Origin of the sequence: Micromonospora sp. ALFpr18c, from assembly GCF_008868155.1 — a bacterium.
In the GTDB taxonomy this organism is placed as follows: Bacteria; Actinomycetota; Actinomycetes; order Mycobacteriales; family Micromonosporaceae; genus Micromonospora.
In genome coordinates this window covers 64,268-77,803 of record NZ_WBKR01000007.1, presented here as the reverse complement: position 1 = coordinate 77,803, position 13,536 = coordinate 64,268, and the positions used below count along the sequence as shown (strand labels likewise).

Annotated in this window: 14 protein-coding genes and 1 pseudogene; 4 read left to right on the top strand and 11 right to left on the bottom strand. The window is 73.3% G+C overall.

What is annotated here, in order from left to right; translation table 11 throughout:
* The 4 genes and pseudogenes from F8271_RS32145 to F8271_RS03175 all read right to left on the bottom strand — a co-directional run.
* Nucleotides 1–657 (bottom strand): annotated as a pseudogene (locus F8271_RS32145) (hypothetical protein); the annotation flags it as partial.
* A gap of 110 nt (nt 658–767) precedes the next feature.
* A complete protein-coding gene (locus tag F8271_RS03185; protein WP_151488079.1) occupies nt 768–1,772 on the bottom strand; it encodes a glycine betaine ABC transporter substrate-binding protein in 1,005 nt (334 codons plus the stop codon).
* 220 nt (nt 1,773–1,992) lie between these two features.
* The gene (locus tag F8271_RS03180; protein WP_151488078.1) at nt 1,993–2,733 is read right to left on the bottom strand and encodes an ABC transporter permease; all 741 of its coding nucleotides are present in this window, start codon (nt 2,731–2,733) and stop codon (nt 1,993–1,995) included.
* On the bottom strand, nt 2,730–3,416 hold the full coding sequence (locus F8271_RS03175; RefSeq protein ID WP_151488077.1) for an ABC transporter permease: 687 nt from the start codon (nt 3,414–3,416) through the stop codon (nt 2,730–2,732). Before F8271_RS03175 ends, F8271_RS03180 begins: the two co-directional genes overlap by 4 nt.
* 2 nt (nt 3,417–3,418) lie before the next feature.
* Between F8271_RS03175 and F8271_RS03170 the strand changes: the two genes are divergently transcribed.
* Nucleotides 3,419–4,423: an ABC transporter ATP-binding protein gene (locus F8271_RS03170; RefSeq protein WP_370461847.1), complete on the top strand. Its 1,005-nt coding sequence runs from the start codon at nt 3,419–3,421 to the stop codon at nt 4,421–4,423.
* Between the two features lie 56 nt (nt 4,424–4,479).
* Here F8271_RS03170 and F8271_RS03165 read toward each other — a convergent pair whose 3' ends face one another.
* The 7 genes from F8271_RS03165 to folP all read right to left on the bottom strand — a co-directional run bounded on the left by F8271_RS03165 (nt 4,480) and on the right by folP (nt 9,045).
* On the bottom strand, nt 4,480–4,899 hold the full coding sequence (locus F8271_RS03165) for a hypothetical protein (protein ID WP_357949268.1): 420 nt from the start codon (nt 4,897–4,899) through the stop codon (nt 4,480–4,482).
* A 137-nt stretch (nt 4,900–5,036) separates the two neighbouring features.
* Complete coding sequence (locus F8271_RS03160) at nt 5,037–5,345, bottom strand: hypothetical protein (RefSeq protein ID WP_151488076.1); 309 nt, start codon at nt 5,343–5,345, stop codon at nt 5,037–5,039.
* A gap of 52 nt (nt 5,346–5,397) precedes the next feature.
* Nucleotides 5,398–6,612, bottom strand: a complete 1,215-nt coding sequence (locus tag F8271_RS03155; protein ID WP_151488075.1) for an ABC transporter permease — start codon at nt 6,610–6,612, stop codon at nt 5,398–5,400.
* Between the two features lie 118 nt (nt 6,613–6,730).
* Complete coding sequence (locus F8271_RS03150; protein ID WP_151488074.1) at nt 6,731–7,270, bottom strand: DUF3180 domain-containing protein; 540 nt, start codon at nt 7,268–7,270, stop codon at nt 6,731–6,733.
* A 19-nt stretch (nt 7,271–7,289) separates the two neighbouring features.
* Nucleotides 7,290–7,817 carry a 2-amino-4-hydroxy-6-hydroxymethyldihydropteridine diphosphokinase gene (gene folK / locus F8271_RS03145; protein ID WP_151488073.1) on the bottom strand — a complete coding sequence of 176 codons (528 nt, stop codon included), beginning with the start codon at nt 7,815–7,817 and terminating at the stop codon, nt 7,290–7,292.
* Complete coding sequence (folB, locus tag F8271_RS03140) at nt 7,814–8,182, bottom strand: dihydroneopterin aldolase (protein WP_151488072.1); 369 nt, start codon at nt 8,180–8,182, stop codon at nt 7,814–7,816. The genes folK and folB overlap by 4 nt, the downstream gene beginning before the upstream one ends.
* Nucleotides 8,182–9,045 carry a dihydropteroate synthase gene (folP, locus tag F8271_RS03135; protein ID WP_151488071.1) on the bottom strand — a complete coding sequence of 288 codons (864 nt, stop codon included), beginning with the start codon at nt 9,043–9,045 and terminating at the stop codon, nt 8,182–8,184. The genes folB and folP overlap by 1 nt, the downstream gene beginning before the upstream one ends.
* A 346-nt stretch (nt 9,046–9,391) precedes the next feature.
* On the opposite strand from folP, the gene F8271_RS03130 reads away from it, so the two are divergent.
* From F8271_RS03130 to F8271_RS03120, 3 genes are read left to right on the top strand one after another with little or no spacing between them, the layout of a single operon-like run.
* Nucleotides 9,392–9,706 carry a hypothetical protein gene (locus tag F8271_RS03130; RefSeq protein WP_030327982.1) on the top strand — a complete coding sequence of 105 codons (315 nt, stop codon included), beginning with the start codon at nt 9,392–9,394 and terminating at the stop codon, nt 9,704–9,706.
* A gap of 13 nt (nt 9,707–9,719) precedes the next feature.
* Nucleotides 9,720–10,082 carry a hypothetical protein gene (locus F8271_RS03125; protein ID WP_151488070.1) on the top strand — a complete coding sequence of 121 codons (363 nt, stop codon included), beginning with the start codon at nt 9,720–9,722 and terminating at the stop codon, nt 10,080–10,082.
* A 49-nt stretch (nt 10,083–10,131) separates the two neighbouring features.
* Nucleotides 10,132–13,536 carry an ATP-binding protein gene (locus F8271_RS03120; protein WP_151488069.1) on the top strand — a complete coding sequence of 1,135 codons (3,405 nt, stop codon included), beginning with the start codon at nt 10,132–10,134 and terminating at the stop codon, nt 13,534–13,536.

Here is a 13,536-nt window from a genome sequence, read left to right as displayed (position 1 = left end):
GCCTGCGGGGGCGGAGGGCTCGGCGGTGGCCCGTGGGTACGCCGGTTCGTCGTCGTCGGCGCGTTCGGCGCGGCCCCGGCGGGGGGTGGCGTCCTCCGGACCGGGCACGCGGCCCCGGCCGGTCGCGACGTCGGCGGGCGCGGACCCCCGGCTGCGGGCTACCGGAACGTCGGTCGGCACCGGTGCCCGGTTGCGGGCGGCCGGTGCGTCGTCGACGGGCTCGGCGGCCGGCACCCGGGCCCGGCCGGCGCCGGCGGGGTCGACGGCGGGTGCGGCACCGGCGAGCGCGGCACCACTGGCGTCCAGGCGGCGTCGGACCGCGGCGATCCCCTCCTGTGCCCGCTGCGCCTGATCGAGTGCCTGGTTACCGCGCTGCGCGGCGGCCACGATTTCGGTACGCAGCTCCCGGCGCAGCTCCTCGATCTCGTTCAGCAGCTCGTCGGCCCGGGCCGCGTCATGGTCTGGCCGCAACGCGATGGACAGGCCGATCAGCACGACCGCCACGATGGCGAGCACCGCCGCGAAGCGCAGCGGGGTGCTGCCGTCGGCGACCAACAGGATCAGCGCCGCCACCGGGGCGAGCGCCACACCCGCCCAGAAGAGCAGGGTCAGCAGTCGCGGTTGACGCCGGGCGTCGGGGGTGACCGGGGCTGGCATGGCTGTGCAGCCTACCGAGGATCCTGACCAGAGGGAACGGGTGCCCGTCACGCGTGGACGCCCCCACCCGAGGTGCGGGCGGGGGCGTCGTCAGCGCGTGTGCGGCGGGCTCAGCTGGTGGCGAACGCGCCGTCCGAGGAGAAGATCAGACCCACGCTGATCGAACCGTCACGCAGACCGCTCTTGGTCAGCGGCCCGCCCTGGTCCAGCGAGGAGAACGAGCCCACCGACAGCCCGTACGTCTTCTCCAGACCCGGCTTGCAGAACGGACGCTGCTGGCACTCTGGCGGGCCACCCAGCACCGTGGCGCTGCCGGAGCACTTCGCGGCCAGCTCGGAGAGCGTACGAACGCCGTACTTGTCGGCGAAGGCCTGCGTCACCGCGAAGGCGTTCTGGTCCTGCGCGGCGGCCGGGGTGCCGAAGGTGATGCCCACCTTGTCGCCCTCGGCCTTGAGGGCGGTCACCGTCGTGTTGATGTCGGGCGAGCTGACCGGCGGCGGGTTCGCGCCGTTGGCCTTGGTGTTGAGGAACTCGGCCATCGTCGCCGCGTACTCCGGGACGACCTGGATCTCACCCTTCTCCAACGCCGGCTCGTACAGCTCCCGGTTGCCGATCTGCTGCACCTTGACCTGGTAGCCGGCGGCGGTGAGCGTGATCCGGTACAGCTCGCCCAGGGTCTGGCTCTCGGCGAAGTTGCCGGCACCCACCACGAGGTCGCCGCCCGGCCCCTTGGCGATGCCCGCGGTGAGGTTGTTGGCGGTGGCGAACTCCTCGGCGGCCACCTTCGGGGTTTTGCGGTCGTCGTTCACGGCCTTGTTGAGCTGGATCAGCTTCGGCGTGTCGAGCGCCGCCGACACCTTGTCCAGTGCGGCGATCAGCTGCGGGTTGGCCGCCTTGCTGTTCACGGCGGGAATGACGTTGTCGGAGTTCTGCAACTTCTTGTCGTCCTGCAGGGCGATGAGCTGCTCGCCCTTGACCGGGGCGCACCCGGCGCCGGAGGCGCTCTGCTGGGGTGCGTCGGTGCCGGACGAGCCGGCGTCCCCGCATCCGGTGAGGAGTGCTGCCCCGGCGATGGCGCCGACAGCGCCGATCGCCAGACGTGTACGTGCGCGCATGTGCCCGCCTTCCGTGTCCCGGCGCGGCCCATCCCGGGCCGGCCGCGTGTCCGACGGGCGATCCTGACTTTTGGTCGCCCGCGAATATCCACCCAACATGCTCCGGAAGCGACCGACAACCTGGGATGGACTTCGTCACCTCATCGTCACCGACCGGCACGGCCGCCGGTCGGTGGTTCGCGGCGTCTCACCCGGACGGATCGGACCACCCGGGCGCGGGTCAGGCGCGGCCGGTGGCGTCCGCCGGCCGGGGCTGGCCCGTGCGCTGCCGCCCGCGCCGCAGCGGACGGGGCGTGACCAGCCGTTCGACGCCACCGAGGACCACCTCGGCCAGCAGCGCGAGCCCGGCGACCAGCACCCCACCGGCCACGATCTGACCGCCACCGCCGGCGATGCCCAGGCCGAAACCGGTCCGGATGATCTCGCCGAGGCCGCCGCCGTTGACGAACGAGGCCAGCGCGGCGGTCGCGATCACCTGCACGGCGGCGGTCCGGAAACCGGCGGCCAGGTAGGGCACCGCGAGCGGCAGCTCCACCCGCCGCAGCAGCTGCCCGCCGGACAGACCCATCCCCCGGGCGGCGTCGCGGGCCTCCGCGTCCGCCTGGCGTACGCCGGTGTACGCGTTGGCCAGCAGCGGCGGCACGGCGAACACGGCCAGCGCCACCACCACCGGCGTACGCCCGAAGCCGCTGGAGAAGACCACCGGGAGGATGGTCAGCAGTGCCAGCGTCGGAATGGCCAGGGTGGCGTTGGACACCAGCACCACCAGGCCGCCACCCCGCCCGGTGTGGCCCAGCCAGAGCCCGAGCGGCCAGGCCACCAGGCAGCCGAGCGCCACCGCCAGAGCCGAGATGGTGAGGTGCTCGCCGAGGCGGTCGAGCAGGCCGCCGGGGTTCGTCCAGTTCAGTGGGTCGTTGATCCAGACCACCGCCTGGCCGATCGGGTTCGCCGCGACGGTCACCGCACCCTCCGGGTGGTCCAGGGGGTCACCAGCCGGGCGACCAGGACGAGCAGCAGGTCGAGGACGACGGCGAGCGCCACGCACAGCACCGAGCCGGTCATGATCTCGGCCTTGTAGAGGTTGTTCTGGAAACCCGCGAAGATCAACTGCCCGAGGCCACCGTGCCCGACCAGCACCCCCACCGTGACCAGCGCCACCGTGGAGACGGTCGCCAACCGCAGCCCGGTCAGGATGCCCGGCACGGCCAGCGGCAGGTCGATCCGGAACAGCCGGCCCCACCGGCCGTAGCCCATGCCCTCGGCGGCCTCGCCGACCTCGGGCGGCACCTGGTTGAGCCCCGCCACCACGTTGCGGACGATCAGCAGCAACGCGTACAGGACCAGCCCGACCAACACGGTGGTGGTGCCGGTGCCCAGGTACGGCGCGATGAACGCGAAGAGCGCCAACGACGGGATCGTGTAGACCACCCCGCTGACCGCGAGGATCGGACCGGCGAGCGGACGGACCCAGTACGCCAGCACCGACAACGGCAGGGCGATCAGCACCGCGATCAGCACCGCGCGCCCGGTGAGGGAGGCGTGTTCGCGCACCGCGGCGAGGATCGTGTCAGAGTTGTCCCGCACGTACTGCCAGGAGAACCAGGGGTTACCCGGGTCGGCCCGGTAGCTCAGGCGGAAGGACATACGTGGACGTTACCCCGGAGAGCCCCGACGTGGCCGAATCCCCTCGCGCGGCATCGATCTCCCTGGACGGCATCCAGAAGCGCTACCCGAACGGCACCGAGGCTGTCCGGAAGCTCAGCCTGGAGGTGAAGGCCGGCGAACTGGTGGTCCTGATCGGCCCGTCCGGCTGCGGCAAGTCGACGGTGCTGCGCATGATCAATCGGCTGATCGAGCCGACCTCGGGCCGGATCATGCTCGGCGACGAGGACGTCACCGACGTCGACCCGGTGCGGCTGCGCCGCCGGATCGGCTACGTGATCCAGAACGTCGGCCTCTTTCCACACCAGACGGTCCGCGCGAACGTGGCCACCGTGCCCGGCCTGTTGCGCTGGCCCCGCAACCGGACCCGGGCGCGCGTCGACGAACTGCTCGACCTGGTCGGACTGGACCCGGCCCAGTTCGGCGGCCGCTACCCGCAGGAGTTGTCCGGCGGCCAACGGCAGCGGGTGGGGGTGGCCCGCGCGCTCGCCGCCGACCCGGTGGTGCTGCTGATGGACGAGCCGTTCTCGGCCGTCGACCCGATCGTCCGGACCCGCCTGCAGGAGGAGTTCCTCCGTCTCCAGGCCGAGGTCCGCAAGACGATCGTGCTGGTCACCCACGACCTCGACGAGGCCGTACGGCTCGGCGACCGGATCGCGGTGCTGTCCGAGGGCGGGCACCTGGAGCAGTACGACACGCCGGCCGCCCTGCTCGGCGCACCCGCCACGCCGTTCGTGCGCGAGTTCGTCGGGGCGGACCGGGGCATCCGTCGGCTGGTGGTCACCCCACTGACGCGGGAGTCACTGGAGCCGCTGACCGGTGACGCGGCGGCGGACCTGCCCACCGTGGCGCTGGACGGCTCCGCGTACGACGCGTTGGCGGTTCTGCTCACCTCCGGCCGGGACCGGCTCGTGGTGACCGACGACGGCCGGCCCATGGGGACGCTCAGCCGGCAGCGCCTGCTCGACCTCGGCCGGCCGACGGGCTGACCCGGTGCCGGCGGACGGGCTTACCGGGTGCCGGCCGGGACTGCCCGGCCGGCACCTCAGGCGCGACCGCCAAGGCTGGCCGTGCCGATGATCCAACCGGAGAGGAAGCCGTAGCCCGCCCCGGTGCTGGCCTCCCGCAGGGCGGCCAGCAGCGACGGGTCGGGTCCGAGCAGCGCCGCCAGCACGGCGGCGAGCCCGCCGGCCAGCACGTACGCGGCCCAGCCGGAGAGGAACTGGCTGACCGAGCCGGGCACCCGGGCCACCTGCGCGGCGGGCAGCAGATACAGCAGGGCCACCGCGAGGACCACCAGCGCGACGGCCCGCAGGTCGGCGGCGAACAACCCGCCGGCCTGCCCGTCCGCGTCCAGCCGCCAGGCCGGCCAGGCCAGCAGACGCAGGTAGAAGGCGCCGGCCGAATCCGGGTCGGTCTGGGCGGCGGCCCAACCGGAGTACGCCGGGCTGCCGCCGATGCCCACCAGCAGCAGTACGGCGAGAGCGCCGGTGCCGGCGGCCGTGCCGTAGCGGCCGACCGGGCCGGAGCGGTGAAAGAGCGACGTGATCCGCCCAGGCCCCGAACCGGTGGATCGGACGGACCTGGGCTGCCCCGAGCGGCTCAGTGCTTCATCAGGTAGTCGATGAAGGCGGCCCGCAGCAGCGGCGCCGACTCCTCGTAGCCGTGACCGGTCAGCTCCCGCCACAACGCGTTCGCCTCGTCGATGGTCGGGCCGATCGAGTTCGGTGCGCCGTCCAGCACCGTCGCCTCGTCCGCGTTCGGCAGGTGCCGCAGCACCGACCAGTAGAAGCCCACGTCGCGACGCTCCCGGGCGAGGGCGAACGCCCGCTCCCGCAACTCCTCGGTGGACAGCGCGTCGAGTGCCTCGAACGAGGTTCCGCCGGGGGTGGCGGCAGGTGAGTCGGTCATGCCGCCGAGCCTAACGGGCGAGATCAGCTCCGGCGCGTCGACGCGACACGGCTCACCGCTCGTCGGCGTCCCACCGGCGTGGGCTGTCCTCCCACCGCGGCTCCCGCCACGGGTCGGCCGGCTCGGGTGCGGCCGGCGTCGGCAGCGTCGGGGGCCAGTTGTCGACCGACTGCGACCGCGGCATCGTCCAGCCGGCGCTGATCGTGCCGTCGGCGACCGGCTCGGGTCGGTCGGTGGTGCCCGGCCGGGGACGCCCGAACGTCTCGACCAGACGGGTGACCAGCAGCCCGACGCCGAGCGTCGCGCCGCCGACCGCCCAGTTGCTCAGCGTCCAGCCCCGCTCCGGCGCGTACGCCTGGAAGACGGCGACCAGGCTGACCGCCAGCAGGGTGCCGAACACCCCGCCCCGGCGGCCGTACGCGCTGGTGCCGCCGAGCAGCGCCACCCCGAACGCCAGGACGGTCCAGTCCAGCCCGGTGTCGGGGGTGACCGAGCCGGAGCCGTTCGCGGCGATCAGCACGCCACCGAGCGCCGCCAGCACGGTCGAGCCGACCAGCGCGACGGCGGTGACCACGGCGGCCACCACCCCCCGCCGACGGGCCGGATCGGCGATCGGCCGGTACCGGCCGACCAGGCGACGGATCGCCCGGATCACGCCGAACAGCCCGCCGAGGACCGCCACCGCGGCGAAGCCGGCGAACAGATAGCCGGCCGTACGCCCCGGCTCGTAGTCGCCCTGCACCAGCACCGCCGCGGACCGGCGTTCGATGTACACCACCACGCCGGCCGCGCCGGCCAGGCTGGCCGCCCAGCCCGGCACGTGCAGCACCACCACGACCAGGGCGAGCGCGAGCCCACCCAGCGCGGCGACCGCGACGGCCGGGCCGACGGACGCCGCCAGGCCCCGATCGCCCTGCTCCGCGTAGTGCAGGGCGGCCGCGACCGCGACCGGCCCGACGGCCAGGTTCGGGGCGGCGGTGCGCAGACTCAGCCCGGCCGCGAGAGCGAGCAGCCCGAGCCCGACCGCGTCGACCAGCAACGTGCGCAGGTTGTCGGCGCGCAGGGCCGCCGAGTCCTCCCGCCAGAGCAGCCAACCCAGCGCGACCAGGCCGACGACCAGGAGGAACTCCCACCACACGTGCACGCCCACCCGGTCCCGGCCCGGTTCACCGTGCGTGGGGTCGTCGAAGACGTTCTCCAGTACGGCGGCGGGCACCCCGGACGAGGGCTCGGCCGACCGGTCCCGGCCCGCTTCTTCGTACCCCATCACGCCGCCTCCCAGTGGCCGGCCGTCCCCCGTCCGGCGTGCGGACGGGCCGTGGGCGGCCCTTGCTCTCCGATCGCAGGCACCGTACCCGCGCCCGGAGCCGGGCGTAACCCCATGGTCAGCGCTGGCCGGGGCGGCTCTCCCGCTGGTCGGGCTCACGTTCGTCGTCCGGGCGCTCCGGCACCCGGCAGGAGCGTTCCAGCCAGAGCGCGGCGCCGACCAGCGCCAGCGAGGCCAGCAGACCGCCACCGGCGGCCGGCCGATCGTCCGCGGCCGCCCGAGTGGACTCCACGAAGAGCCAGCCGGTCAGCCCGGCGTAGAAGCCGGCGAAGATGGCGGCAGCCAGCGCGGACGCCTTGGCCAGCACCACGAACCGGGCCACCAGCAGCGGGTTGACCGGCTCCCGGCCGGGCTTGCGCTCGATCCGGCCCCGGGTGTTGACGGCCGCGTACGCCTCCAGCACGGCCAGCGCGGCCAGCGTCACCACCGGCAGCCAGGGCAGCCGGGGAATGCCGCTGTAGTAGAGGGTGCTGATCAGCAGCCAGGCCACGGCCGCGGCGGCCAGAGCGGCCACGACCAGACTCGAGATCCGGGTGGGGCCCATCCGCGACCCGTCCGGGCCCGGCCCACCCGGTGGTGGGGACTTCGCCTGCGTCATGCCGGCCGGCTCCACTCGGTCATGCGCTCGACTCTAACGCCAACTCCGGCCGGGCACGCAGATCCAGCACGTCGCCCGCCGCCGGACCGGTGGTCAGCAGGTCGGTCAGCCAGCCGTGCCCGGGCAGCCGCCCGTACGGCTGGATGTCGATCCACGGCCGCAGCACGAACGCCCGCAGGTGCGCCCGGGGGTGCGGCAGGGTCAGCTCGGGGTCGTCGCTGAGCACCGGCTCGTCGTCGTCGCCCCAGACCGCGATGACGTCCACGTCGAGAGTGCGCGGCCCGAACCGCCGCTGCGGGTCACGGACCCGGCCGGCCGCGCGTTCCGCGGCCCGGGCCCGCTCCAGCCAGTCGCGCGGGGTCGCGGCCCCGTCCTGGGCCAGCAGCACCGCGTTCAGGTACGCGGGCTGGTCGGCGTCGCCCCACGGTGGAGTCTCGTACACCCCGGAGACCACCAGGACGGCGTCGCCGAGCGTGGCGACGGCCGTGCGCAGGTGCTCCAGACGGTCGCCCAGGTTGCTGCCGAGCGAGAGGACGGCACGGGTCATTTCGCTCGCGTCCGGGTCAGGGTGACCGCCACGTCGGTGAAGGTGTGCGGCACCGGGGCCTCCGGTTTGTGCACGGTGATCGTGGCGGTGTCCACCCGCTCGTCGGCCAGGCAGACCGCGAGCAGCCGGTCCGCCAGCGTCTCGATCAGGTTGACCGGTTCGCCGGTCACCACCGCGACCAGACGCTCGGCCAGCTCGCCATAGTGCACCGTCGCGGTGACGTCGTCGCTGGCCGCGGCCGGGGCGAGGTCCAGCTCCAGGACCGCGTCGACGACGAAGTCCTGACCCTGGGCGCGTTCGAAGTCGTACACCCCGTGCCGGCCGCGGGCGCGCAGGCCGGTGAGCTGGATCCGGTCGGTCGCCATCACCGCACCTCTCGCTCGTGGCCGGCGGTCACCCGCGGCCTGCCGGTGGCCGTCCAGACGGCGAGCGCGTCGGCGGTCGCGCGCACGTCGTGCACGCGTACCCCCCAGGCGCCCGCCGCCACCGCGAGCAGGCTGGTGGCGACGGTGGCCGCCTCGCGCTGCGCGGTGGGCCGCGGCGTGCCGTCCGCGGCGGCGAGGAGCCCACCGAGGTACGACTTGCGGCTGGCGCCGAAGAGCAGCGGATACCCCAGGTCCAGCAGCTCCGGCAGGCGGGCGCTGAGTTCCCAGTTGTGGGTGGCCGTCTTGGCGAAGCCGAGGCCGGGGTCGATGACGATGCGGTCGGGGGCGACGCCAGCGGCCAGCGCCGAGTCGATCCGCTGCGCCAGCTCGGCACGGACGTCGGCCACGACGTCGCCGTAGCTGGCCAGCTCGCGCATCTGCCGCGAGTGACCCCGCCAGTGCATCAGCACCCAGGGGCAACCGGCGTCGCGGACCACCCGGGCCATGTCCGGATCGGCCAGGCCACCGGAGACGTCGTTGACGACCGCCGCGCCCGCACCCAGGGCGGCCTCCGCCACCCGGGCACGGCTGGTGTCGATGCTGACCGGCACACCGGCCGCGGTCAACGCGCGGATGACCGGCAGTACCCGGCCGGCCTCCGTCGCCGCGTCGATCCGCTCGGCGCCCGGTCGGGTCGACTCGCCGCCGACGTCCACCAGGTGGGCTCCCGCGTCCCGCAGACGGACGCCGTGTCCGACGGCGGCGTCGAGGTCGGCGTACCGTCCGCCGTCGGAGAAGGAGTCCGGCGTGACGTTGAGAACGCCCATCACCACCGGGCCCGGAGCCCGTACCAGATCGGTCACGACTAGACGGTACCGGTCGCGGTGGCGGCACCCTCCGACCCGGGTCGACCATCCCTGACGTGCGAGTTAGAACAGGTGTACGATCGGTCGTCCGGGCAGAATCGGGCAGTCCCTTCGCGGCTTGTCGCAATCCGGGGCGGCCCGTACGCTTTGGAATTGGCCAGCATCGAGACGGCGAAGCGTGGAGGGAGGGCCGAAGCGGGGGAAAACCGCCCAAAGCTCACCACTCTCCGTGGTGAGTAACGAACACAGGGTCGAGGACGCTGCGCCCTGTGGAGCACATTTCCCGCAAGGCTTGCCTATTGCACCGCCGCGGCACCGCCGGCCGCGCTATGGGGAGGTTCCAGTGATCGCCTTCGAGCTCATGGAGACGGCGTCGTCCGGCGTCGCCCACGCGCTCTCCACCCTGGCGTCGGCTCCGCTCGCCGAGCCGGCCCCGAAGGGGATCGACACCAACAGTGTGGTCACCTTCTTCGCCAGCAAGATCGCACCGATCCTGCTCGCCGTCCTGGGCGTCATCTTCATCGGCCGCGCCAGCCGGGGCGAGATCTCCAAGGTGCTCACCAGCTCCGCGATCGCCATCGTCGGGCTGGCCTTCATCGCCGGCGCGGCAACACTCTTCTTCGTCGGCGATTACCTGATCGACCTGATCTTCGAATAGGCGCGTTCACCAGATGCGGCTGCGCACCGACGACGACATCTACCGGGCACGCCTGGTCTACCTCGGGCCGCCCGGCTACACCCTGCCGGTCCACCTGCCGTACGCCCAGTACGGGCTCTTCATCCTGCTCGTCCCCCTCTACATGTTCATCCACTGGCTGTTCACGTTCACGGTCGAGCTCTTCCCCGCCTGGGAGATCGCACTGGCCATCGTGACCACGTCGTTCATCTTCCGGCACGTCGACCCGGACCGGCCGGCGCGGGTGGTCATCCGCACCGCGCTGACCGACTGGCGACGCACCCGGGAGCCGGCGGTCGAGCAGCGCGATCCGCGCCTGGTCGGCAGCCGGATCAGGATCCGGGAGGAGCTGGCATGACCGGGCGTACACCGATCGGTCCGTCGTACAACGCGGGTGGGGCGATCGCATGAGCCGCTCTTCCACGCCGGGCTCCCCGGCCGGCCGCCCGGGCGCACCCGCAGGTCACCGTGCGCAGTCGTTCGACTACGCCGAAGGTGACGACGAGGTGGCCCTCGACCCCGCGCTGGTGACCTCGCCCGGGCACGGGGCGGTCGGCGTCTTCCAAGCACCCCGGCCGGTGTCCCGACGTACGCCGCCCGCCGAGCCCACCGCGGTGACGGCCGGCGAGAACGCCGACATCGACTCACCCTTCCTGGACCTGTTCGGTGGCGCGCGCCCCGGCGCTGCACGAGCCGTGACCGCGGGGCCGGCCACCCGCGAACAGCCGGCGATCCCGCAGCAACCACCCGCTGCCGCGCCGACTCCGGCCCGTCCGGCTCCCGAGCTGGAGCCACCGTGGACGCCCGACGACCGGCCCACCAGCGCCCGGCGGCCCGTCGAACCACGATGGGCGGACGCCCACCCGGGCAGCGAGTCCCGGGTGCCGCATCAGGCGGGTGACCGACTGCCACCGCTGCACCCCGCCAACGACCCTGCGCCGACCGCCGGAGGCGCGTCCGCGTCGACCGCCGGCCCGGCGACCCGGGCACCCGGCACCCGGCCCGTCGAACGACCACCCGCCCCGGCGGACCGGCCGGCGGTGGACCGGGCAGCAGCGCCGGCGGCCCGCACCGCCCCGGCGGCCCGCACCGCCCCGGCGGCCCGGCCGACTCTGGAGGGTGCGCCGCACCGCACGGCCGCCCCGGAGCGGCCCAGGGAGGCCGGCAAAGAGGTCGCCGCGCCACGGCAGCGCACCGCGAGCCGGCAGGACCGGCCCGTCCGACCGACCCGGGTACGCGCCCCGAAGATCAAATTTGGGGATCGGGACCCGTCGGTCGAACTGGCCATCACCGAGATCGCCGGCCACCTCACCTTCACCCCGAACACCGTCACCGCCTGGTACTGGCTGCCCGAGGTGCGGTGGGCGTTCCGCCCGGACGCCGAACGCGAGGCGCTGCTGTCGGCGATCTCCGAGCAGTACGCCGGCCTGGCCGGCTTCCGACTGCACCTGCGCCGCACCACCCGACCGTTCCCCGCCGACGAGTGGGCGCGCACCATCGACGCGCACACCGCGTCGCCGCTGCCCGACGTACCCGGCACGGCCGGATGGGCCGACCACCTGGTCGCCGCCCAGCGGCACCTGATGGCCGTCAACCACGCCGAAGGACAGACCTACCTGGGCGTCACCTTCGCCCGCCGGTCCCTCGGTGACTCGCTCACCGAGCGGCTGCTGCGCACCTTCGGCCGGGGCACCGCCGACGGCGAACGCCGCAAGCTGGGCCGCACCGTGGAGCAGTTCGACGAGGTGCTCGGCGCGTTCGGCATGCGCGGCCGGCGGGTCACCGCACAGGAGCTGGAGTGGCTGCTCTACCGCTCGGTGGCGCTGTGCATGGCACCCCCGGGCACGCTCTCCCCGGTGACCGACGGCCGGTGGGAACGCGGCGACCTGCTGGCTCTCACCGAACAGGTCGAGCGCTACCGCACCCCGTACGGCTCCACGGTGAAGCTGGTCAACCGGATGACCGGCGAGGAACGGCACGTCGCCGTACTCGCCGTCGGTCGGATGGAACCGCTGGAGATCCCGGAACGACACGAGCCCTGGCTGCACTTCCACGAGCGACTGCCCTGGCCCATGGAAATCTCCACCCGGGTCGACATCCTCGGCTCCGGCGACTCGTTCCGCAATCTCGAACACCGACTGCGGATGATCCGCTCACAGCAGCTCGACTACGCCGAGCACGGCATCGACGCACCCCCGGAGCTGGAACGGCTCGCCAAGCGGGCGCTGGTGATCGGCGACGAGATGACCACCGGGCTGCCCGTCGACTCGGCCCGCGCACACGGCTGGCACCGGATCGCGGTCGGCGGCCGGACGAGGGAGGAATGCATGGAGCGGGCCCGCCGCCTCATCCAGCTCTACTCCCGCGAGTTGCGCATCTCGCTCCAGCATCCGAAGAACCAGGACTGGCTGGCCCGCGAGTTCATCCCCGGCGAGCCGATCGCCAACACCGGGTACGTCCGCCGGATGCCGGTACCGCTGCTCGCCGCCGCCCTCCCGCAGGCCGCGTCCAACGTGGGCGACCGGCGGGGCGACCTGATCGGCCGGACCGCCGGCACCTGCCGCCGCCCGGTCTTCCTCGACCTGCACTTCCCCATGGAGGTCCGGGAACGCTCCGGGCTCGCGGTCTTCGTCGCCGAGCCAGGAGGCGGCAAGTCGACCCTGCTCGGCGCACTGGGCTACCTGGCCGCCCGACGGGGCGTCCAGGTGACCCTGCTCGACCCGTCTGGCCCACTGGCCCGACTCTGCGCCATGCCCGAACTGCGGCCGTACTCCCGGGTGTTGAACCTGACCGGCTCGGAGCACGGCACGCTCGCGCCCTACTCACTCATCCCGACACCGCTGCGCAGCGAGTTCGGCGTGGGTGCGGCCGGTGACCGGGAGTTCGAGATCGCGGTCTCCAACGCCCGCGCCGAACGACGCATGCTCGTCCAGGACATCTGCATGATGCTGGTGCCACCGCAGGTGGCCCGGGAAGCGTCCACCGCCACCCTGTTCCGGCACGCCGTCCGCCAGGTCCCCGCCGAGGAGACCTCCACCCTCGACGACGTGGTGAGCTGCCTCGGGCGCCTCGACGACGACGCCGGCAAGGAACTGGCCAACCTGCTGCTGGACACGGCCGAGATGCCGCTGGCCATGCTCTTCTTCGGCCGCCCACCGGAAGGGCTGCTCGGGGCCGACGCCGCGCTCACCGTGATCACCATGGCCGGGCTGCGGCTGCCCGACCTGAAGATCGAACGCGAGTACTGGTCTGCCGAGGAAGCCCTCGCCCTGCCGATGCTGCACACCGCACACCGACTCGCCGTCCGCCGCTGCTACGGCGGATCGATGTCATCGCGGAAACTCGTCGGCCTGGACGAGGCGCACTTCATGGAGGGCTGGCGCTCCGGCCGGTCGTTCCTGGTCCGACTCGCCCGAGACTCCCGCAAATGGAACCTCGCCGCCCTGGTCGCCTCGCAGAACCCCCGCGACATCCTCGGCCTCGACGTACAGAACCTGGTCTCCACCGTCTTCGTCGGCCGCATCGCCGAAGACGCAGAGATCGCCTCCGAAGCACTACGGCTGCTGCGGGTGCCGGTCGACGACGGATACGAGGCCACCCTGGCCTCCCTCTCCGCCGCCGACACCAGCTCGGCCAACCGGCTCGGCTTCCGCGAGTTCGTGATGCGCGACGTCGACGGCCGGGTGCAGAAGGTCCGCGTCGACGTCTCGTACGTCGACGGACTGCTGGACCACCTCGACACGACGCCCGCCGCGATCGCCGCAGCGGCCGGAGTGCTACCGAGCATCCCCCTGCCGGATCTGGAGGCGTGA

What these genes read in the sequence shown, in the direction of transcription:
- F8271_RS03185 (WP_151488079.1), bottom strand. Translation starts at nt 1,772, where the DNA reads ATGCGCGCACGTACACGTCTGGCGATCGGCGCTGTCGGCGCCATCGCC.
- F8271_RS03175 (WP_151488077.1), bottom strand. Translation starts at nt 3,416, where the DNA reads ATGTCCTTCCGCCTGAGCTACCGGGCCGACCCGGGTAACCCCTGGTTC.
- F8271_RS03160 (WP_151488076.1), bottom strand. Translation starts at nt 5,345, where the DNA reads ATGACCGACTCACCTGCCGCCACCCCCGGCGGAACCTCGTTCGAGGCA.
- F8271_RS03155 (WP_151488075.1), bottom strand. Translation starts at nt 6,612, where the DNA reads ATGGGGTACGAAGAAGCGGGCCGGGACCGGTCGGCCGAGCCCTCGTCC.
- F8271_RS03150 (WP_151488074.1), bottom strand. Translation starts at nt 7,270, where the DNA reads ATGACGCAGGCGAAGTCCCCACCACCGGGTGGGCCGGGCCCGGACGGG.
- folK (WP_151488073.1), bottom strand. Translation starts at nt 7,817, where the DNA reads ATGACCCGTGCCGTCCTCTCGCTCGGCAGCAACCTGGGCGACCGTCTG.
- folB (WP_151488072.1), bottom strand. Translation starts at nt 8,182, where the DNA reads ATGGCGACCGACCGGATCCAGCTCACCGGCCTGCGCGCCCGCGGCCGG.
- F8271_RS03125 (WP_151488070.1), top strand. Translation starts at nt 9,720, where the DNA reads ATGCGGCTGCGCACCGACGACGACATCTACCGGGCACGCCTGGTCTAC.
- F8271_RS03120 (WP_151488069.1), top strand. Translation starts at nt 10,132, where the DNA reads ATGAGCCGCTCTTCCACGCCGGGCTCCCCGGCCGGCCGCCCGGGCGCA.